We start from the raw sequence: 21,586 nt of genomic DNA on the forward strand, positions 1-21,586 counted from the left end.
TCACCAATTTAGTTTTTAGGAATAATGATCTTATTGTTATTTAATTTAAGGTTGTTATTGTAATCTATGTCCTTTGAAAAGTTTTTAACTATTTTAATTCCATAAAATTCCTTTTTATTCCAGATATCGCCTTCAATATCAAAAGGAACTCCATTATCCTGGAAATAAATAATTACTTCTTCAGTGTTCTTATAAAGAATTCTGATATTTAAATATTTATTTTTCTTAAATTTATAGGCATGGGTAAAAATAGTTGTTCCCATTTCCTCAAGTATCAATTGTATTCTCAATTTGGTTTTATCATTCAAATCACTATCATTCAATTTTTCATCAATATTCTCAACGAGGTCCAATAACTCCTCTTCTGACTCAAGATATGCTGTATAAGTGTCTTCAGATGGAAATTCATTTTCATCCATAATTACAAAATCACTTAATGATTTAGGGAATTTTTTAGTTTTTAATTTAATTAAGAAAGGTAAACTAAGCAATGTAACAATTTCACACAATACAAAACTTATCCAAATACCATCACCACCAATTAAAAATGAAAATATTGTTGCAAATGCTGACAAGAATAGGAAACTATGGGCGAAACTAATATAATTGGCAATCTTTAGCTGCTGTGTTGCATTATAAAAGTTCAATAAAATAAAACATAATCCCGAAAACGGCAAAGACCATGTAAATATTCTAAGACCTCTTATTGCAGTGTCATACACTTCAGGATTATTTCCAAACATGTACACGAAATAAGGGGCAAAAATAAAGAGAATTATAGAAATAATAAAAATGATAACCAATGCATATTTAATTGATATTTCCAATAATTGTTCCAAGTGAGTTTTATCATTTTCACCATAAAAAACACCGCCCAATGCTAAAGTAGTAGACCCGATTCCAATACCTACACTACATAACAATGTATAAACATTCGATTGTACAGAAAGGGCACCTAAAAATATAACTCCACCAACCCATACTCCTAAATTATTTGTAATTATTGTACGGACCATATTATAAACCTGATTCAAAGCACTTGGAAGGCCTGACTTGATTATCTCGGACAATTCCATTTTAAATTCTAAATTCTTTTGGAATTTATATGAACTTTTTTTTGAAAGAAAATGGCTCAATAGAAATAGAACTGTAATCATGTTACTTAATGCAGTTGCAAGTCCAATACCAAAAATATCCATTTTCAATATCAGTACAAATACCAAATCTAAAATTAAATTTAATATAAATAATATCAAACCAGCATAAAGACCCAATAGAGGATACCCATCGATTCTTGAATAATTTACAAAAATATATAAAAACATCAAAGGTAATATCGTTAAAAACAAACCTCTCATTAGTGATACAGTTGCATCTAATGATTCGCCTGATGCACCTAATATTTGGGCAACATTTGTTGAAAAAAATAACAATGATACAGTTAAAACAATCCCCACAATTGCCGCAACAATACAAGTCACGGAGAAATTGTTATTTACTCTTTTCTCATCAGCCAGGTTATTGGATGCAACAATGGAACCGCCATACGAGAAAATATATCCTATTGCCAGATTGGCATAAATAATTGGCATCGCTAAACCGAATGCTGCAAGACCAATATTGCCAAAGAAATTACCAATGACAATTCCATTTAAAATAACAGTTAAAATAGTAAGTACAACAGAAATTACTGTTCCGAATAAATAGTTTTTAAAAAAAGAATTTAATAATTTATTATCATTGCTTAATAAATTCATAATTCAACCAACTGTAAAATACACATTACTATTTTTAAATTTTAAAATATATATACATATATTTTTAATTAGAATATTCGTATTTCTAACATCCCCTCAATTCAATGTAGATGAAATAATTATATTGAATACTTTTTAGTAATAATCAATATTATATATTATTCATAAAAAAACCAATTTGTTCTATTAAATACTAACATTTTTTAGAAAAATAACTAAAAAAAGATTTATATATACCAGTATTTATACATAATATTCAATGGTTCCTTCAAAAATTAAAAAGTTATTCAGTAATCCAATATTCCTATTCATTTTCACATTTTGTGTGGAATTGATATTAAACTACCTTTTCGAATACCAACGTATTGGAGGCAATTACATATTTATAGACATGGCTTTTGCCCCAACATTCGGTTTGATGTTTGGTCCGGCAGGAGCTTTAGGTTTTGCAACTGCAACATTAACCGGGGAACTAATTGAAGGAATAGGTTTTCCTACACCGATTATTGATTTTGCAACAACATTTTTTATTTCACTGCTAGCATATAAATTGTGGTATAATATTTTAACAAAAAAGAAAATAGACACCCCAAGATTTAACTCAACATATAATATTGTTAAGTTCTTTTGCATAACAGTGATTGTTTCCATTGTATATTTTGCACTTCTAGTTATTTCTTTTTCATTGTATCCAGGTTTAAATTTCTCATATTCCATTACAGATGTGGATTTTAACTTCCCTTACATTTTAAATATTATTACATTTTCAATAATATTCGGATTGCTACTGATTAGTTCTTTTAATATACTTAAGATACCTTTACGAACTCCTAAAAGAAGAATAACAAAAATAAACATTAACCCATATTATCTTTTAACAGTACTTTTAATATGTGTAGCATATATCATGTTTAAGGAATTCATTGTAGGTATTAGGTTCATAAAGCATATTTTCTATTTTATATTAATAGTGACTTCTCTGCTGATATGTTTCAATACTTTTGACAGGACAATTAAGCCAACAAACGACAACTATTCTATTATTGAAGAAATTATATTAATCTTTTTAATAATTATATCCATAACTATATTTTTGAACTTTAACTATTTCAACACACTTATTTTATCATTTACACCTGATCTTGATCCATCATATCAACTTTTACTTATCATTGCATTCACAAGCATTTTAATATTACTAGTTTCATTAATTCATATACAATACATCGAAAAAAAGATAACCAATCCACTTTACACACTAATTGATACTGCAGACAATTACTTTAAAACAGAAAATAGAAGTGAATCAATTATTAATGTAAAAAAATACATTGGAAATGACAGTATTGGAGTATTGGCCAATTCATTTGTAAGGTCCTATAATAAGATTAAGAATAATTTAAAGCAAATTCAAATTACAACTTCTGAAAAAGAAAAATTCAAAACTGAATTTGATGTTGCAAGCAATATACAATCAAACATGGTGCCAAAAAATTTCGAGGAATTTTCAGAAAATGAATTTGAAGTCAGCGCTACAATGAAACCTGCAAGAGAAGTTGGCGGGGACTTCTATGATTATTTCAAAATTGATGAAGACAATGTATACTTTGTCATTGGCGATGTAAGTGGTAAAGGAATCCCTTCAACATTATTCATGGTTAAAACAATGTATTTAATTAAAAACCATTCTAAATTTAATGATGATTTGTCACAGGTTATTGAAAAAGTAAACAATTTGGCTTATGAAAGAAATGATGAGGAATTATTTGTAACAACATGGATTGGAAAATTAAATTTAAAGAGCGGAAAACTGTCCTATGTTAATGCCGGACACAACCAACCGTTAATTAAACATGGCCCCTCCGATTTTGAGTATTTAAATACACATCCAAATTTAGTCATTGGAGGAATGAAAGACATCAAATACAGTGAACATGAAATTAATTTGAATGCCGGAGACATGATATTCTTATATACTGACGGAGTTACTGAAGCTAATGACAATTATGATGAATTTTATGGAGAAGAACGGTTAAAAGAAATAATCAATGAAAATAAAAATGAAAAATTAAGCGATATAATAACTGAAATTAATAAAGACATTAATAATTTTTGCAATAATAAGCAATTTGACGATACAACAATGCTTATAATAAAATATAATGGAGCAGGTGGAAAATGATTAGTAAAGAACTTTTCAAATCAAGGAAATTTATAATATTAATCTCCATGATGATAAATATAATGCTAATTTTAATTGGATCCATCTGGTTTGATAACAATTCTATTCACTTAGAGTTATCCTCTTTACTTTTACTAAGTTTATTGTTAGGCCCATATTCGATAGTAGGATTTACCATAGTTGAAGTATTATATTGGATTTTATTTTTAGGCATGACCAACCCTCTAACAATCCTATTAACTGGTTCATCCCTATTTATTTTGGGAATAATGCCTTGGAAATTATGGTATTCAATCAAATCTAATAGAAATTATGAAATACCTAATTTAAATAGTTTTAGTAGTTTCATTAAAATAATATGCATCATATTTTTCATGATTCTGCAAACATATCTGTTTACCAATCAAATCTTTGATAAAGTCATCAATTTAAATCTTGAAAGCTATTATATGATATTCGTATTAGGATTGATTTTGCTGTTGTTAGGTATGGGAATATTTGGAAAATTAAATATTGCAACATATACTCCAAAACAAATTAAAAAAATCATGCCTATTAAATTATATGAAGCATTCTTCTTAATTTCAATAATACTTTCAATTCTTACAATAAACAACCAAAATACTATTTATTTACTTTTAATTTTAATATTCTCCGGAATATTTTTAATTAAACCACTGAATGAAGATGTCTTTAAAATAGAAAATACTCAAAAACCTACATTATTTTATAATGCATTTATTACAATATTCGTTATATTAATTATAATCCCTACTATTCTTTTGATTTCATTAACAATAAGTGGAGTTTATAAATTTGGTATTGCATCTGAATTTTTAAATTATCTTATTATGTTATCCGGATTTTTCCTGGCCATTCTAATACCATTAATAATTTATATGCTGTTTTTGGAAAAGCAAGTTATACAACCAATCGATCAGTTATCCACATATCTGTCTGAAGAGATAAGTGATGATAATGATTTAGAGGATTTAGTTAATAATTTGAATTCAATTACCGTAAACAATGAAATAAAATCACTGTCTGAATCCTTGCTTAACATGCAAAAAGAATTTGTAGATTATACTAACAACTTATTGGATGTAACCAAAGAAAAAGAGAGATATGAAACAGAACTCAAATTAGCTCATGAAATTCAATACTCAATGGTTCCGACAGATTTTGAAAAATTCCAGGAAAATAATAATCTTAATCTTTGGGGATTTATGAAAGCAGCACATAAGGTTGGCGGAGACTTTTATGATTACTTCAAAATTAATGATGAAAATATTGGATTTGTAATAGGAGACGTTAGTGGAAAAGGTGTGTCAACTGCATTAATCATGGTAAAAGCCATGACATTAATCAGAGATTATGCAACATATTATTCAGATTTATCAGAAGCATTTTACGAAGCCAACAACGAACTTTGTAAAGATAATGTTGAAGAATTGTTTATTAGCTGTTGGCTTGGAAAGCTCAATATAAAAACCGGTGAATTGACTTATGTTAATGCAGGACACAAAAAACCATTAATTAAACAAAACAATGGTAATTTTGAATTTTTAAGTGGTAAACCAGGGCTACTTTTAGCAGGAATGGAAAATATACACTATGAAAAACACGTTATTCGATTAAAACCTAATGATACATTATTCTTATATACTGACGGAGTTACTGATGCAAACAATAGCAATGATGAATATTACGGATACGAAAATCTGCAAAAAACATTAAATCAAAATAAGAATAATGAATTAAGCAGCATTATAAAATCCATTGAAAATGACCTCAACAAATTTTACAACAATCAGGAACTATCTGACGATATAGCTATGCTTATTATTAAAATGAAGCAATAATTAATGAATTAATAGCTTCAAAGTAATATATCCCATTTCATTTTATCAGAATATTTTTTAATTAAATTCAATATATATTTACCTATGAAAGAAATTGATAAAATGAAAGCAGGTCTTGAATACTGCTATGACGATGAAGAAGTATCATTAATGAAATTGAATGCAATTGAAAATGCAAATATATACAATTCACTTACTGAAGATGATTTAGACAAGCAACATGAAGTTTTAAAAGAGATTTTAGGTTCAGTAGGTGAAAAGGTTTGGATTGCCAAACGATTCTGTTTTGATAATGGAAAAAACATTTTCATAGGAAATAATTTTACAGCGAATTTTAATTTAACAATTCTTGACGTTAAAGAAGTTTATATTGGGGATAACGTGATGATTGGTCCAAATACTCTAATAACTACTGCCAGCCATCCTTTAACTCCAAAAGGTCGAAGAGAACATTTAGCGCAGGCAACTGAAATCAGAATAGGTAATGATGTGTGGTTAGGTGGAAACGTGACAGTTTTACCGGGAGTTACTATTGGAAATAATGTAGTTGTTGGTGCAGGAGCAGTTGTTACAAAAGATATTCCGGACAATTCTCTTGCAATAGGAGTTCCTGCAAGAGTTGTGAGGAAATTAGATAATGATATTGAGTAGGAGATGAGACCAAAACACTAATAGAACCCTCCTGGACTTAAATAAAAATAGATATAGGCTTTTGACATCACACACAAGTCCATTAAAATATACAAAAATAATTTCTCATCTCCAGTTTTTATTTCACTGGAAAGTAGTATAAATACTTTAAATAAACAAAATACAATATTTACTTCAGTTAAAAATAATTTAAAGTAAAAACAATATTGATTTTAAAAAAAAAGTTAATGGAAAGTAATTATCTAATTACTTCCACAATCATGTCTAAGTTTTCAGATTGCAAGATATCCACTTTTTTACCGGATGCCCCAACAATCTCCTTTTTGATATTCAACATATCTTCAGGAACTACAATATCGCCAATTGTCAGTTCATGATCATTTTCTAAAACAGCACCAATTTCTTCAATATCTGTTGATTTTAAATAACCAATGATTTTTCCGGCATCTCCTTTGAATTTAGGTCCTATTTGAGACATGTCAGGTTCAACTTCGATGATTTTTTCATGAACTTCAGGTTTTCCAGAGCTAATAGCTAAATCATTAATTTTTAAAGTTCCTTTAATATCATCTTCAAAATCATTGAATATATCAACTAATGAATCATCTGAAGTGTATACATTCACTTCAGCAAGTTCTGCATTTAATGGAATTTTAGAAGCTGATTTAAACCGTCTTACCTCATCAATTAACTCAACGGTTGTTTCACCTTTAGTTTCCATTTCCTCACTGATTAATTCCTCATATACCTCAGGCCATAAAGTTGTGTGGATTGATTCATCTGAGAAATATTGGTAAACTTCTTCAGTGAAAAATGGTGCAATTGGAGCTAATAATTTCAAAGAAGTCTCAACGACTGTTCTTAAAGTATATTTTGCAGCTCTTCTGGATTCATCGCAAACATCAGTGTATAATCTGTATTTTACCGCTTCAATATATTCATCACAGAAATCATGCCAGAAGAATCTTTCGATTGATGTGATTGTTTCGGCAAAGTTATAATCTGCGAAAGCTTCATCAACTGTTTTATTGAGATTGTTTAATTTGGATAAAATCCATAAATCAACTGGTCCCAAATTATCTTTAACATCTTCATATGAAATTTCCTCATCAAATATTTGCATGCTGATGAATCTGAATGCATTCCAGAATTTTCTAAGGAACCTGTATCCATGCTTAATGTCTTTCCAGTCAAATATTACATCAGATCCCGGAACGCTGTTGGCAGCCCAGGTTCTTAATGAGTCAGCACCGTATTGTTCAATAACCTCTTCAGGTCCTACAACAAATTCAGGTCTTGATTTGGACATTTTATTTCCGTCTTCACCAAATACCATACCGTTAATTACAATATCGTCAAATGGCTTTTGACCAGTTAGGGCAATACATCTTAAAGTTGTGTAAAATGCCCATGTACGGATAATGTCGTGGCCTTGCGGACGAATATCAGATGGGAAATGATTTATATAATCTTCATCAGGCCATCCTGCAATGGACAATGGTGAAATTGATGAATCCATCCAAGTGTCTAAAACATCCACTTCAGGTATAAACTCTTCACAACCGCATTCACATGCATGTTTTGGCTTATCAACTGTCGGATCAATTGGTAAATCTTCTTCATCAGGCAGGATTACGGCACCGCATTCCTTACAATACCATACAGGAATTGGAGTAGCAAATATTCTTTGTCTTGAGATACACCAGTCCCATTCCATGGAATCTGCCCAGTTTACCATACGGGATTTCATGTGGTCCGGCACCCATCTCATCTCATCTGCTGCGACTTTGGTTTTTTCAATTAACTCGCGTACTGCAACAAACCACTGCTCTTTAAGAAGAATTTCAACAGGAGTTTTACATCTCCAGCATTGACCCACATTCTGGTCAACTTCTTCCTGTTTTAATAAGTATCCTTCAGCATCCAAATCTTCAATAGTTTGTTTTTTACAGCTTTGTAAGTCCATTCCCTCATATCTTCCGGCAGCACTTGTTAATGTACCAGTATCGTCAATAACATCGATTACTTCCAAATCATATTTTTGAACCCAACTTACGTCAGTTTTATCCCCGAATGTACAAATCATTACTGCACCTGTACCGAATTCAGGGTCTACTTCTTCATCTGCAATGATTTTTACTTTTTGATGTGATAGAGGAACTTCAACATATTTTCCCAAAAGGTGAGCATATCTTTCATCTTCAGGATGAATTACAACTGCCACACAGGCAGACATTAATTCAGGACGGGTAGTTGCAATTAAAATTCCTTCCTCTTTAGGATCTGCCTGTTTGCCGGAGGATTGTGATGAAGCAATATCATCATATGAATCTTCAACGGCAGGTGGGAAGTTAACATAATTTAAAAATGTAGTATTATCTGAGTATTCTACTTCTGCAAAAGCAATAGCTGTTTCGCAACGAGGACACCAGTTAACAGGGTGTTTGCCCTGATAGATTAATCCATCTTCATACATTTTTAAAAATGAATATTGGGTCTTTTTCATATACTCCGGAGTCATGGTTACGAATTCACGGGTCCAATCCTGTGAATAACCCATTGCCTGCATTTGAGCTTTCATTTTTGCAATGTTGTCAGTTGTCAGGTCAACACAATACTCTCTGAATTGAGTTCTTGAAACATCATTTTTCTTAATTCCATGAGTTTCTTCAACTTTTACTTCAGTTGGAAGGCCGTGACAATCCCAACCCTGGGTAAACAGTACATCATGGCCTTTTTGTCTTCTGTATCTTGCATTCATATCAATGTAAACCCAATTTAAAACGTGGCCCAAGTGAATAGAACCTGTTGGGTATGGAGGAGGAGTATCAATAACATATCTAGGACGAGAACCATCTCCAATGTATTTGTAGATGTTTTCATCTTCCCATTTTGCCTCCCATTCTTTTTCTTTTTTAAAATCATAGTCTTTAGGAATTTCTTCTTTTGACATATATTTTCTCCTAAATAATTAAGTAAAAATAATATTATTAAATATGTAGTTTATTATTTAAAAAAGTAATTATAAAATAAGAGAATCAACATTAAAATAAATAGTTAAGTATATTATAATAAAAAAATAAAATAATTATATTATCAATCTATAAAAGGACTGTGAAAAAATGGAATTATTATGGTTTTATGTTGCTATTATATTAGCTATAAGCGATATATTGCACACACAATTAATGTGGAAAGTTTTGAATAACTTTTACATTATTTTAGGTGGCCTTATCCAACAAACCACTAAAACAACTTGGCAAACATGGCTTGCACATGAAATAATGGAAGCTGGATTTCATTTTGTAGTTGTATCAATAGTTTTCTTAAATCCAGTTGTAGGAATCCTTGCAGCCCTGATTCATTTTGTAATTGATGTAACCCATACAATATTAATACGCAATATGGGTGAACTAGAACATAGAGCACTTCACTTCGTTTGTGAATCTCTATTTTTCATATTAATTTATGGATTATAAAAATAAATAATGGAGTTATTAAATGCCAGTAATTACATTCAAATATGAAGATTTAAAAGATTTGGGAATCGATATGGAAAAAGACGAATTAATTGACACTTTACCAATGATGTCCAGTGATATTGAAGACTTTGATGATGAGGAAATTAAAGTGGAATTCTTCCCTAACAGACCTGACAATTTATCTGTTGAAGGAGTAGCCAGATCTTTTAAAGGTTTTATTGGCCAAGAAATTGGACTTCCAGATTATAAAGTTGAGGAATCCGGAGAATATGTTGAAGTAGAAAGTGATGTTGCTGAAATCAGACCATTTATCGGATTTGCTAAAATAGATAATGTTGATTTTACTGGAGATAAACTGAAATACGTGATGGATTTCCAGGAAAACCTCCACTGGGTAATCGGAAGAGATAGGAAAAAAGTTGCAATAGGCATTCACAATGCAGATGTTGTTAATGGTCCATTTAAATATATCGCAACTCCAAAAGATGCCAATGCATTTGTTCCTTTGGAAAAAGAATCCGAAATGACTCCAAACGAAATATTAACTGAGCATGATAAAGGAAAAGCATATGCTCATTTAATTGATAAATTTGACAAGTATCCATTAATTTTAGATAAAGACGATAATGTTTTATCAATGCCACCAATCATTAACGGTGAGCTAACCAAACTTAAAGAAGATACTAAAAACATTATTGTTGACGTGACTGGAACTGATGAAAAAGCAGTCAATCAGGCATTAAACATCATTTGTTCATCATTTGCAGAAGTTGGAGGTCAAATTAAAAGTATGGAAGTTAAATATGAAGACAAAACTATTATAAGTCCTGATTTAACTCCACAAGAACAACTTGTACACGTTTCAACCGCAAATGAATTAATTGGAGGAACCAATTTAACTGCCGAAGATATCAAAGAATTACTCTTAAAGGCACGTTTTGATGCTGAAATCATTAATGACAATGAAGTCAATGCAATAATACCTGCTTACAGAGTAGACATATTGCATGAAGTCGATGTTGTTGAAAACATCGCAGTCCAATATCATATCAACAGTGTTGAAGCAAAACTGCCAGACATCAACACTGTAGCTTATGAAAATAACTGGTTTAAAGCAGAATCAACTATCCGTGAAGTAATGGTCGGATTGGGTTTTCAAGAAGTAATGAGCCTCATGCTTACAAATGAAGACGCCCATTACAAAAAGATGAACCAGACCGAAGAAGGCCACGTTCAGGTTGCAAGACCAATTACAATTGACAGGACCATGATTAGAACCAGCCTGATTAATAGCTTAATGGAATTTTTAGAAGACAACAAGCATGAAGATTTGCCACAGAAAATATTTGAAATTGGTGATGTGTTATACTTGGATGATTCAAAGGAAAATAAAACAAAATCTTCTAAAAAATTAGCTGCATTGATTTGTCATTCAACTGCAAACTTTACCGAAATCAAATCTGTAATGACAAGCGTTTTGGCTAATTTAGGCTATTCCATGGAGATAACTGACAGTGAAAACAAGACTTTCATTGAAGGAAGAGTGGCTGATGTAACTGGAGAATCTGTAAAAGGTACAATCAAAGGATTCTTTGGAGAAGTGTCTCCGGAAGTTATTACAAACTTTACTTTAGAATATCCAGTAATTGCATTTGAAATTGAATTCATCAACAAATGAATTCTTTTTTCAATACCATAATTTTCTCATTTGAGTTTCAATTTCAGAGTAATTATTTGAAACTGATGTAGTGTCATAATTATTAAAAATAAGTATCAGAATTAACAATATTATTATAATAACTATTAAAATTATTGTCCATTTTTTCAATTATTCACCAACCATCGTCAAAGTTACTGTTCTGTTGGCTCTTGGCCCATCTAATTCTATGAAAAATACTGATTGCCATGTACCCAACTCTAGTTTTCCATTTTTTACAGGCAAACATTCGCTTGAAGACAGCAAAAATGATTTTAAATGTGAACGAGCATTATTGTCAATTCTATCATGCTGATAACTGAATTTATCCGAAACCAAATTATCAAGCATAAATTCAAAATCTCTTAGCAGTCCAGATTCATTTTCATTAACAACAATAGCTGAAGTAGAATGTTTAGAAAAAATAGATACAATTCCATTATCAATACTGATTAACTCATTTACCAATGAGGTAATATCAATAATTTCAAAATTTTTATTCGTATTAATTTTTAAAGAATCAGATTTAATTATCATCAAATATTTATTTGTAAATAATAATTAATAAATAATAAAAAAAGAAAGGAAAATTTTAATCGAATTTACTGTTACATCTATATCCATAAACAAGGCAACCCAATAAAATCAGGATACTTAATACGACAAGACCAGATGTATTGTCAACTGATTTGGAAATTGGAGTTTCCGGAACCATTTCATAAGCTTTTGATCCCTCTCCAGAACCTTCACTTGATGAACCTGCATTAACATCACCCATAGACATTGCATTTTCACCTTGGTCAGTTGAATCTGAAGATATTACATCAGAACTGTTGGATCCGTATTTTCCAGTGGTTTGTCCATTGGAAACATGTGAACTTTGAGATGAACCATCTACATAATTTCCATTACCATTTCCATTGCCATTGGAATTGGTTCCATCAGTGTTTTGATTTTGAGAGCTATCATCTGAACCATCATCATCCCGATAATTTTCATCACTGGATTGTATAGGTTTTTCTGATTCCTGATATCTTTCAGAACCTGATTTGACCTTTTTTTCAAGGACTTTTTGAATTCTGTCCCCAACAGTAATCTTTACATTCTGTTCGGCATTAGGTTCAATATCTTTAGACTGGATTTTTGCAATACCGTCATTTTCCACTCTTGCAGTGTATTTGTTTCCGTTTACCTCAACATCAGCCAAATCAAATGCCGGTGAATCAGTAATAGGTTTTCCGTTTTCATCCTGAAGTTGAATTCCAATTCCATTTTGAATTGTAATTGTATCCAGTTTTAGGATTTTTGCAAGAAGCATCGGACAGATAAAAGTATCCTCACCGTCAGTTGAATCAAAATAATTTTGATCCAATTTGAAAAGTTCATTTGAAGGATTGTTTTTAGCCTGGAAATTTTCATTGTGAATTAATGCATTGTTTTTAACAAGCAGCCTTCCAGATTCACTTGGTGTTCTGAAGTTTTCTCCAAATAAAAGACCGTTTCCTGTTTCAGAACCTCCCAATTCACAAAACGGATCATTACGATTGTATGAAAATGTATTTGCCATTACCGTGTCATTTATAGTTTTACAATCGATGAAAATGCCGTTTGTATTGTTGTGTGCGGTATTGTACTTTATAATATTGTTTGCTGAGTTATCATACATTGAAATTCCGTTAAATCCATTATGGTGAACAGCATTTCGCAAAATATTGCTGTTATAAATATTTGAAGTCTCAATACCTGATCTTCCATTATTATGAACATTATTATTTACTATATCACTGTATTTTACATTCTGAAGCTGAACTCCATTTTTACTAGCCTGTGATATGTCGTTGTTGCTTAAAGTGATTTTTTCTGAATTTTTAACTAAAATAGAATTTTCACCTTTCACTATTCTGCTATCTTTAATGGTAACACCATCAGCACCATCAACTAGGACCGCATTATCACATGAATCTGCGATAATTCTGATTCCAGATAAAACACTTCCAGCACCATTTGATGTAAAGTAAAATCCGAAGGTTTCGCTTATTCCCATGCTTTTAGCCTTATCGCTTACACTGGTAGATGCATATATTGTAGCAGATTTATTCGATTTGATAGTAATCTGTTTATCTACAACTAAAGATATGTTCTTATATGTGTAACTGGTGAATTCAAATGTATCTCCATCATTTGCATTATCAAACAAAGTCTGTATTTCATCATTTGACAGAGAAGATTTGATTTGATAAGTTTTATTTAAACCGCCATCCCCACTGTCACTAGCAGACACCGCAGCAATAAGGAATAAACCTATTAAACATATGAAAAAAAGATTTATAAATTTTTTATTCATACTCTCCCCTCGATATAAACCATAATCAATAATCGATAAAAAATCAATTGTTCGAAGAGAATAAAGTGATAAATCAACAATATAAACCCCAATAACTATTGACCTATTGATTTAATGAAATAAGCCCAATTTTGCGAATAAAAATCAACAAAATGAACCTACATAAATATTGATTATATGATAATATATCAAGTGACATAATATATAAAGTTTTTTGCAAAAATATTGCATTTAATCCCTTAAAATTTCTTTAAAACATAATTAACAATGTTATATAAATAAATCAAAAATTTTAAATTTAAATAATATAAAAAACACAAATATAAAATAATTGCTTATCGATGAACAAAATTATTTTTATGTGAAATAAGCAAGGAATAAATTAATTTAATTGAGTGAAATCATGAATAAAAAGAGATTTATAATGGCTATCTTATTAGTATCCATTGTATGCTTTGCATCCAGTGCAGTATTTGCGGAAGATGCAAGCGATATGCAAGATAATAATATTTTAGCAGTAGATGAAACTCCAACAGCTTCACATCATACCATTTCACCTGGAGCAACAAGTGATGATATCCAGAATACAATCAACGGTATGAAAGATGGAGACGTGTTGGACTTTAAAAATGGTACTTATAGCGATATTTGTATCTACGTTAACAAAAGCATAACCATTAACGGTAATGGCGCAAAATTAGTCGGATACGACAATCCTTCAATCAATAATACCCCAAGTATTATTACCAATACCAGTGCTAAAGGAGGATACGGAATATCAAACCTAGCAACATTATATGTAGTTAGAGCAAATAACGTAACCATTAATGGTTTGAATATAGTTGGTGGGGCAAACAGCTCCTCAGGATATTCTAATACCTTAGTTTTCGCATCATATGCAAATAACTTAACTTTTATAAACAATGAGCTTGACGGTTCATCTTGGGGACTCTATTTACAATATTCCCATGATGGAAAAATTACTGATAACCTGATTCAAAACCAAGCTGTAACAGGACTTATAAATTTCGGATCAGCTAGAACATTAATTGAAAGAAATAAAGTAGTCAATGCTAAAAACCACGGTATTGACGTAAGACACGGAACCGGACCAAATGTTCAAGTACTTAACAACACAGTTATCGGTTCACAAGAAGGCATTTACCTCATGCACTCTGCAGGACACACTGCAGCATTCAACAAACTCATAAATTGTTCAATCAGTTCAGTTTCCTGTTGCGGATCATCCAACATCGAGATATACAACAACACTTTCCAAAAATCAAGAATCGGCATCTTATTCAATAGCGGATACAGAAACATTACTGTTGGACCAAATACATACAATTTAAATAACTTACCATACCCACCAACCTTTGTATACTACATCGCTGAAGCACAATCCGATTACAACGGTGCAGAAGCAATGATGGGTACTCACAGTGACAGCAGTTCATATTCACCAGCTTACAAAGCTTACAAAGAAATCCCAACACCTAAAGATATCAATATTGATTACACCAAAATTTTAAGTGAAACCGGAACTACTTATAATGTTCCTGAAGATATGACTTCAGCTGACATACAAAAAATGATGGAAGGTATGAAAGATGGAGATACTTTAAAATTCGCTAAAAATGCAGTCTACAACAACATTTCCATCTACACAGATAAAAACATCAAAATAATTGGTAACGGTGCAACTTTAGTTGGATATGACAATCTTAATTTAACCAACGTTCCTTCAAAAATCACAGCAACAACTGCTGAAGGAGGATATGGTATTTCAAATCCTGCAGTATTATACTCCGTAAACAATTCAGGTGTTGTAATTAGTGATTTAAACATTGTTTCAAAATATCCTGGATACAAACCATTAGCTACTGTTCCTGGAACTTCCGTAGCTTATAAAACTGCAGGAATCCGTACTCAAAACAGTAAAAACATTACAATTACCGGATGTACTGTTGATGGTGCATCATGGGGTATTTACTTAGAATACTCTGGTGTTGCAATCGTTACAAACAACGAAATTAAAAATCAATTCACAACAGGTATCCTAAACTTCGGAACTCCTGAAAGTATAATTGCAGGAAATATTATTATCAATGTTGCTAACCACGGTATTGACGTAAGACACGGAACCGGTCCTAGAGTAACCGTATTTAACAATACCATTGACGGTGCAAGAGAAGGTATTTACCTCATGCACTCCCAAGGACACAATGTCTACAACAACACTGTTTTAGGCTGTTCAATCAGCGGCATTACTGCTTACGGATCAGGTAACGAAAATATATTCAACAACACCATCGAAGGAAGCAGAATCGGTATCTTACTCGGTGGAGGATACTACAACGTAACTATCGGTATGAACTCATATAACCTTGACTGGTTACCATTCCCACCTACATTTGTAACTTACCTTGCTAAAGCTGAAAATAAATATTATCAAAATGCTGAAGGAACTTACACCACCCTTTACGACACAATCATTTCCGCAGACGATGCTAAAACTGGTAAAAATGCAACTGTTGAAGTCAAATTAACAAACGTTAAAGGCAAAGGAATTGCAAACCAAAACGTTTCAGTAGTCATTAACAATGTTACTTACCAAAAAACTACTGATGAAAACGGTGTAGCTAAAGTTAATGCAATCCTAGACTATGGTGTATATGACGTTGTTATGAATTATGCGGGTGAAGGAACATACGTTAAAACTACCGCAAAATTCAAACTTACCGTTGGAGAAAACATTGCCACTACTTTAAGTATTAGTGAAGTAACAGGTAACTGTACCATTACTGGTGTTTTAAAAGATGCTGAAGGTAAAGTTATGGCTGATGCAGAAATTACTGCTAAAGTCGGAGATTCCAACGTAACTACCAAAACTGATGATAAAGGTGTATTTACCATCCAAGCTGAAGACAACACTGTTGTTACCCTCAAATATGCCGGATCAGAACCTTGGTTAGCAAGTGAAACTTCAATTACTTTAGAAAACATTAACCCTGTAAGAAAAGACACAAGCATTATAGCAAAAGACTATAACACTAAAGCTATTGATTATTACGCTGGTGAACGTGGAGGATACTTCGAAGTAACCTTAACCGATGGATCCAAACCTATTGCAAATAAAGCTGTAAAAATAGGATTCAACGGAAAAGTATACAACACAACTACTGATGAAAACGGTTTAGCCAGATTACAAATCAACTTAGGTAATGCAGGAACATACACTTTCGCTGTAGCATTCTTAGGCGACGACGACTATAAAGGCGCATTCGTTGTTCAAAAAATCACCGTAACCAAGAAAACAACTAGCATTTCTGCTTCTGCTAAATCATACAAAGCATCTGCAAAAACCAAATCATACACAGTAACCTTAAAAACAGAAAAAGGATCATCCATCGACGGTAAAACCTACCTCAGAAATGGTAAAACTATTAAGCTTACTGTAAACGGTAAAACCTACACTGCAAAAACCAATGCAAAAGGCCAAGCTACCTTCAAATTAGATATAACTAAGAAAGGTACATACACCGCAAACATTAACTTTGCAGGTGACAACGGATACCAAGCATCAAAAGCAAGCGCAAAAATAACAATTAACTAGAGAGATTTAAATCTCTCTAATATTTTCTTTTTTTAAAAAAAAAATTAATACATATTCCTTTTACTGTAAGCAACATATATTATAAATAATCCAACTAAAATCAGAACTATTTGTGGGAAAATAGCTGCAACCAATGCAGGTATTACTCCTAAATTAACAAGTAACCACAAAACTCCATAAATTACAATTATTGCCCCGAATAAAATAGCAACTTTGTAAAGTATATCCCTAAAATCTGGAATCATTCCGCCAGCAGAAAATGGCATTTTTACCACCTACAATTCTTTTGTACCATCGTCAGTTCCGACAATGACTTTATCAACCATCTGTGAAAATATTCCGTTTTCCACAACACCTGGAATTGAGTTTAAATCTATTTCCAAGTGCGCCGGAGATTCTATTTTGTCAAATTTGGCATCAATTACAAAGTTACCGTTATCTGTTATAACAGGACCATCTTTTCTTTGAGCCATTCTAATCTCGCAAGTCGCCCCCATATCTTCAAGAGCTTGTATAACAACTCTTGATGCATCAGGTAGCACTTCAACAGGTACTGGAAAATTACCCAATTCATCAACACACTTTGACTCATCTACAATTACAATAAATTCTTTTGCAGCATAGTCAACTATTTTTTCTTTAGTGTGAGCCGCTCCACCGCCTTTAATCAGATTAAAGTTAGAGTCAACTTCATCAGCTCCATCGACAGACAGGTCAATGTCATGTTCTTCCAATGTAGTTATAGGAATATTCCATTTTTTTGCTATCAGCAGTGATTGAAATGATGTTGGAATTCCTAAAACGTTTATTCCTTCATCTTTGATTCTCATTCCAACTTTTTCTATAAAGAAATGTGTGGTTGAACCTGTTCCAAGTCCTAAAACCATTCCATCCTTTACATATTCTGCTGCTTTATAACCTGCATTTTTTTTACTAGAATTGTTACTGCTGGCATTTTTCATTTATATCACGAATCCTAAAGTGAGTTTATTAAGATTATAACCTTTAATACAGTCTTTATGTTTTCCATCATTTTTCAATACTATACACTTATCATTTTCCTCTAATCCCTCAGGGAAGCATAAATCATGATATTCGCAAGTTTCATCACAATCTGGAGCATTAAATGTGAATGTTGAGCCTTCAAAAATATTTTTAGATTCTGTTAGTAAAGTTATTTTAGCCCTATCGACTTCAACAGGAATCACAGTTTCTTCTGCATGAATCGGGCATTTTTGCTCGTTATCTTTTATATCAACAATTTCATATTTTCGGTTAACTTCCAAGTTACCGACACAGGATGATTTAAATCTGCAGTCTTCACACTCATCAGCAGGACCTAGAAATACGAATTCCTGACCTTTTTTTGCTAAGCTTTTACCTATCAATGTAATCATCTAAATCACCTCTGTTTTATGTGCCAGTTCATAGGCTGCTTCACGAGATATTCCGTTATCTCCCAAAATTGTGTATCTTTCAGGCCTGATTTTATGAGCCATCATTAACGCTTCAATAATGTCATCTTCAGCAACCCCAATTTCTGATGCAGAGGTTGGGGCCTGAACTGCTTTTAGAGAATCCCTAATAGCTTTCCAATTACCTCCATGAAGATACATCATCATTATTGTACCTATTCCACATTGTTCACCATGCAAAGCCGGTTTTTCTAAAATCTTATCCAGTGCATGTGAGAACAGATGCTCAGAACCGCTGGCAGGTCTTGATGAACCTGCAATGCTGATAGCCATACCTCCGCTAAAGAGAGATTTCATAACAATTCTGGCACTAGGCTCAAGATTAGGTTTAATATTAGCTATATTATCAGTAATTAAATGAGCAGACATTATGGATAATGCCGCTGCAGATTCACTGAACGTTTCATTTTTAAGTCTGTGTGCCAACTCCCAATCCTTAATGGCTGTGAAGTTAGCCATTAAATCTGCACAACCCGCAGCCAATAGTCTGAATGGAGACTGTGCGAGAATTTCAGAATCGGCAATAACTGCAATCGGAGAGTGAGCAGCAACAGATATCGAAGTATCAGGATTTTTAATAGATGCCATAGGAGATACAATACCATCATGAGAAGCGGTAGTCGGCATAGAAACAAAGTATACACCCTGATTAAATGAAGATAACTTGGCTACATCAATAACTTTTCCACCACCAACTCCCAAAACTGTAGTTTCCGGTGTAATTAACTCTTCAACTTCAGATATTGAATCTTCAGAAGCATTGTTAACTTTAATTACATCATATTCAATACCATCTTTTTCAAGGCTTTCAATTACCGGAACTGCACCTACATCATATGTATGGGAACCAGTAACAATCAAAATCTTTTTATCCAAATGCAAAGACCTGCAAATCTCACCAGTATCTTTTACAATGCCCGGGTCAATGTAAACTTCACGAGGCATTTGTATTTTCCTATTGCTCATAATATCTCCTAAATTAAATTATTCAATAATATATATGTAAAAGATAATTATAAATAAGTTTCTTTTAACTGAACGGTAATCTAAAATAAACATTTAATACTTATTAAAAACAGATATTTTAACATTATAAAAATTATTTTAGGTGATATGGTGGAAAATTTTGACGAATGGTTTCATGATATTTTAGAAAAAGCAAATATTACTGATTCAAGATATCCTATTAAAGGAATGGCTGTATGGATGCCATACGGTTTTCAGATAAGAAAACACACTATGGAAATTATTAAAAAATTATTAGATAAAGACCATGAAGAAGTACTGTTCCCAATGCTTATACCTGAAACAGAACTTGCAAAAGAGGGAATTCATGTAAAAGGGTTTGAGGATGAGGTATACTGGATTACAAAAGGTGGTCAAACTGAATTAAATGAACAGCTTGCTTTAAGACCAACCAGTGAAACCGCAATGTATCCTATGTATTCATTATGGATTAGATCACATATTGACCTTCCAATTAAATTTTATCAAATTGTAAATACATTCAGATACGAAACAAAACACACAAGACCTTTAATACGTGTGCGTGAGATTACTACATTTAAAGAAGCTCATACTGCTCATGCAACTAAAGAAGAATCCGATGAACAAATTAAAGACTTTATTGAAATATATAAAGAGTTTTTCGACGATTTAGGAATTCCATACTTAATTTCAAAAAGACCTGAATGGGATAAGTTCCCAGGTGCAGACTACACCATGGCCTTTGATGTAATCATGCCAAACGGTAAAACCTTACAAATTGGTACAATCCACAATTTAGGCCAGACTTTTGCAAAAACATTCGACATTACCTTTGAAGATAAGGATGGAGAACACAAATACGTTTATCAAACCTGTGCCGGAGTATCCGACAGAGTGATTGCATCTTTAATTTCAATCCACGGAGAAGAAAAAGGATTGCGCCTTCCACCTAAAGTATCCCCTAACCAAGTAACAATTATTCCTATTTTATTTAAAAAAGGAAGAGAAGAAGTTTTAGCAAAATGCAGTGAAATTAAAGCACAACTAGAAGAAAAAGGTTTAAGAGTAAATATTGATGACAGAGACATCCGCCCAGGTAAAAAATTCTTCGATTGGGAGTTGAAAGGAACACCAGTTAAACTTGAACTAGGACCAAGAGACCTGGAAAACAATATTACAATTGCCATGAGAAGAGATGAAGGTGAAAAAATAGAACTCACTTTAGATGATTCTCTAGCAGACAATGTTTTGGATTTACTTGATAAAACTTCCGAAAACTTGTCTTCCTCTGCATGGGATTTCCAGACCGAACATGTTAAATTCGCTGAAAACATTGATGAAGTCTCCGAACTTGTCGAAGCGGGCAATGTAGTTAAGTTCTACTGGTGCGGAGACGAAGAAGTCGGTCATGAAATTGAAGAGAAAACCGGTTACGACGTTTTAGGTATTCAGGAAGAAGTATCCGAAGGCAAATGCATAGCAAGCGGCAAAGATGCCAAATACATCGCTTTAATAGCTAAAACTTATTAGTGAT

Annotated in this window: 15 protein-coding genes; 7 read left to right on the forward strand and 8 right to left on the reverse strand. The window is 32.2% G+C overall.

What is annotated here, in order from left to right:
- Positions 1–8 precede the first annotated feature (8 nt).
- Entirely contained in the window at positions 9–1,757 is a 1,749-nt protein-coding gene (locus tag IJL02_RS04250) for an MATE family efflux transporter (protein ID WP_292809323.1), read from the reverse strand.
- Between the two features lie 259 nt (positions 1,758–2,016).
- Here IJL02_RS04250 and IJL02_RS04255 point away from each other — a divergent pair, with 259 nt between their 5' ends.
- From IJL02_RS04255 to IJL02_RS04265, 3 genes are all read left to right on the forward strand, one after another.
- Positions 2,017–3,939, forward strand: coding sequence for a PP2C family protein-serine/threonine phosphatase (locus IJL02_RS04255; protein WP_292809325.1), 1,923 nt, complete (start codon positions 2,017–2,019; stop codon positions 3,937–3,939).
- Positions 3,936–5,801, forward strand: a complete 1,866-nt coding sequence (locus tag IJL02_RS04260) for a PP2C family protein-serine/threonine phosphatase (RefSeq protein WP_292809327.1) — start codon at positions 3,936–3,938, stop codon at positions 5,799–5,801. Before IJL02_RS04255 ends, IJL02_RS04260 begins: the two co-directional genes overlap by 4 nt.
- 84 nt (positions 5,802–5,885) lie before the next feature.
- A complete protein-coding gene (locus IJL02_RS04265; RefSeq protein ID WP_292809329.1) occupies positions 5,886–6,452 on the forward strand; it encodes a sugar O-acetyltransferase in 567 nt (188 codons plus the stop codon).
- Positions 6,453–6,690: 238 nt separating this feature from the next.
- On the opposite strand, the gene IJL02_RS04270 is transcribed toward IJL02_RS04265, so the two are convergent.
- Positions 6,691–9,405, reverse strand: coding sequence for a valine--tRNA ligase (locus tag IJL02_RS04270; protein WP_292809331.1), 2,715 nt, complete (start codon positions 9,403–9,405; stop codon positions 6,691–6,693).
- A gap of 169 nt (positions 9,406–9,574) precedes the next feature.
- Between IJL02_RS04270 and IJL02_RS04275 the strand changes: the two genes are divergently transcribed.
- Positions 9,575–9,931 carry a hypothetical protein gene (locus tag IJL02_RS04275; RefSeq protein WP_292809333.1) on the forward strand — a complete coding sequence of 119 codons (357 nt, stop codon included), beginning with the start codon at positions 9,575–9,577 and terminating at the stop codon, positions 9,929–9,931.
- A 22-nt stretch (positions 9,932–9,953) separates the two neighbouring features.
- Positions 9,954–11,612 carry a phenylalanine--tRNA ligase subunit beta gene (gene pheT / locus IJL02_RS04280; protein ID WP_292809335.1) on the forward strand — a complete coding sequence of 553 codons (1,659 nt, stop codon included), beginning with the start codon at positions 9,954–9,956 and terminating at the stop codon, positions 11,610–11,612.
- Between the two features lie 150 nt (positions 11,613–11,762).
- On the opposite strand, the gene IJL02_RS04285 is transcribed toward pheT, so the two are convergent.
- Positions 11,763–12,167 carry a secondary thiamine-phosphate synthase enzyme YjbQ gene (locus tag IJL02_RS04285; protein ID WP_292809337.1) on the reverse strand — a complete coding sequence of 135 codons (405 nt, stop codon included), beginning with the start codon at positions 12,165–12,167 and terminating at the stop codon, positions 11,763–11,765.
- A 55-nt stretch (positions 12,168–12,222) separates the two neighbouring features.
- The gene (locus IJL02_RS04290) at positions 12,223–13,974 is read right to left on the reverse strand and encodes a right-handed parallel beta-helix repeat-containing protein (RefSeq protein WP_292809339.1); all 1,752 of its coding nucleotides are present in this window, start codon (positions 13,972–13,974) and stop codon (positions 12,223–12,225) included.
- 403 nt (positions 13,975–14,377) lie between these two features.
- Between IJL02_RS04290 and IJL02_RS04295 the strand changes: the two genes are divergently transcribed.
- The gene (locus IJL02_RS04295) at positions 14,378–17,590 is read left to right on the forward strand and encodes a right-handed parallel beta-helix repeat-containing protein (RefSeq protein ID WP_292809341.1); all 3,213 of its coding nucleotides are present in this window, start codon (positions 14,378–14,380) and stop codon (positions 17,588–17,590) included.
- Positions 17,591–17,634: 44 nt separating this feature from the next.
- On the opposite strand, the gene IJL02_RS04300 is transcribed toward IJL02_RS04295, so the two are convergent.
- From IJL02_RS04300 to IJL02_RS04315, 4 genes are read right to left on the reverse strand one after another with little or no spacing between them, the layout of a single operon-like run.
- Complete coding sequence (locus tag IJL02_RS04300; protein WP_292809343.1) at positions 17,635–17,856, reverse strand: hypothetical protein; 222 nt, start codon at positions 17,854–17,856, stop codon at positions 17,635–17,637.
- Positions 17,857–17,865: 9 nt separating this feature from the next.
- Positions 17,866–18,552: a ribose-5-phosphate isomerase RpiA gene (gene rpiA, locus IJL02_RS04305; RefSeq protein WP_292809345.1), complete on the reverse strand. Its 687-nt coding sequence runs from the start codon at positions 18,550–18,552 to the stop codon at positions 17,866–17,868.
- Positions 18,553–18,987, reverse strand: coding sequence for a UPF0179 family protein (locus IJL02_RS04310; protein WP_292809348.1), 435 nt, complete (start codon positions 18,985–18,987; stop codon positions 18,553–18,555).
- The gene (locus IJL02_RS04315) at positions 18,988–20,031 is read right to left on the reverse strand and encodes an NAD(P)-dependent glycerol-1-phosphate dehydrogenase (protein WP_292809351.1); all 1,044 of its coding nucleotides are present in this window, start codon (positions 20,029–20,031) and stop codon (positions 18,988–18,990) included. It lies immediately after the preceding gene.
- A 147-nt stretch (positions 20,032–20,178) separates the two neighbouring features.
- Here IJL02_RS04315 and proS point away from each other — a divergent pair, with 147 nt between their 5' ends.
- Positions 20,179–21,582, forward strand: coding sequence for a proline--tRNA ligase (gene proS / locus IJL02_RS04320; RefSeq protein ID WP_292809354.1), 1,404 nt, complete (start codon positions 20,179–20,181; stop codon positions 21,580–21,582).
- Positions 21,583–21,586: the final 4 nt, after the last annotated feature.

The organism is Methanobrevibacter sp. (assembly GCF_017427765.1).
Lineage (GTDB): Archaea > Methanobacteriota > Methanobacteria > Methanobacteriales > Methanobacteriaceae > Methanocatella.

Excerpts from the sequence above, each read along its gene's own strand:
- IJL02_RS04315 (WP_292809351.1), bottom strand. The coding sequence starts at position 20,031 with ATGAGCAATAGGAAAATACAAATGCCTCGTGAAGTTTACATTGACCCG.
- IJL02_RS04295 (WP_292809341.1), top strand. The coding sequence starts at position 14,378 with ATGAATAAAAAGAGATTTATAATGGCTATCTTATTAGTATCCATTGTA.
- pheT (WP_292809335.1), top strand. The coding sequence starts at position 9,954 with ATGCCAGTAATTACATTCAAATATGAAGATTTAAAAGATTTGGGAATC.
- IJL02_RS04285 (WP_292809337.1), bottom strand. The coding sequence starts at position 12,167 with ATGATAATTAAATCTGATTCTTTAAAAATTAATACGAATAAAAATTTT.
- IJL02_RS04250 (WP_292809323.1), bottom strand. The coding sequence starts at position 1,757 with ATGAATTTATTAAGCAATGATAATAAATTATTAAATTCTTTTTTTAAA.
- IJL02_RS04270 (WP_292809331.1), bottom strand. The coding sequence starts at position 9,405 with ATGTCAAAAGAAGAAATTCCTAAAGACTATGATTTTAAAAAAGAAAAA.
- rpiA (WP_292809345.1), bottom strand. The coding sequence starts at position 18,552 with ATGAAAAATGCCAGCAGTAACAATTCTAGTAAAAAAAATGCAGGTTAT.
- IJL02_RS04310 (WP_292809348.1), bottom strand. The coding sequence starts at position 18,987 with ATGATTACATTGATAGGTAAAAGCTTAGCAAAAAAAGGTCAGGAATTC.
- IJL02_RS04255 (WP_292809325.1), top strand. The coding sequence starts at position 2,017 with ATGGTTCCTTCAAAAATTAAAAAGTTATTCAGTAATCCAATATTCCTA.
- proS (WP_292809354.1), top strand. The coding sequence starts at position 20,179 with ATGGTGGAAAATTTTGACGAATGGTTTCATGATATTTTAGAAAAAGCA.
- IJL02_RS04275 (WP_292809333.1), top strand. The coding sequence starts at position 9,575 with ATGGAATTATTATGGTTTTATGTTGCTATTATATTAGCTATAAGCGAT.
- IJL02_RS04300 (WP_292809343.1), bottom strand. The coding sequence starts at position 17,856 with ATGCCATTTTCTGCTGGCGGAATGATTCCAGATTTTAGGGATATACTT.
- IJL02_RS04290 (WP_292809339.1), bottom strand. The coding sequence starts at position 13,974 with ATGAATAAAAAATTTATAAATCTTTTTTTCATATGTTTAATAGGTTTA.
- IJL02_RS04260 (WP_292809327.1), top strand. The coding sequence starts at position 3,936 with ATGATTAGTAAAGAACTTTTCAAATCAAGGAAATTTATAATATTAATC.
- IJL02_RS04265 (WP_292809329.1), top strand. The coding sequence starts at position 5,886 with ATGAAAGAAATTGATAAAATGAAAGCAGGTCTTGAATACTGCTATGAC.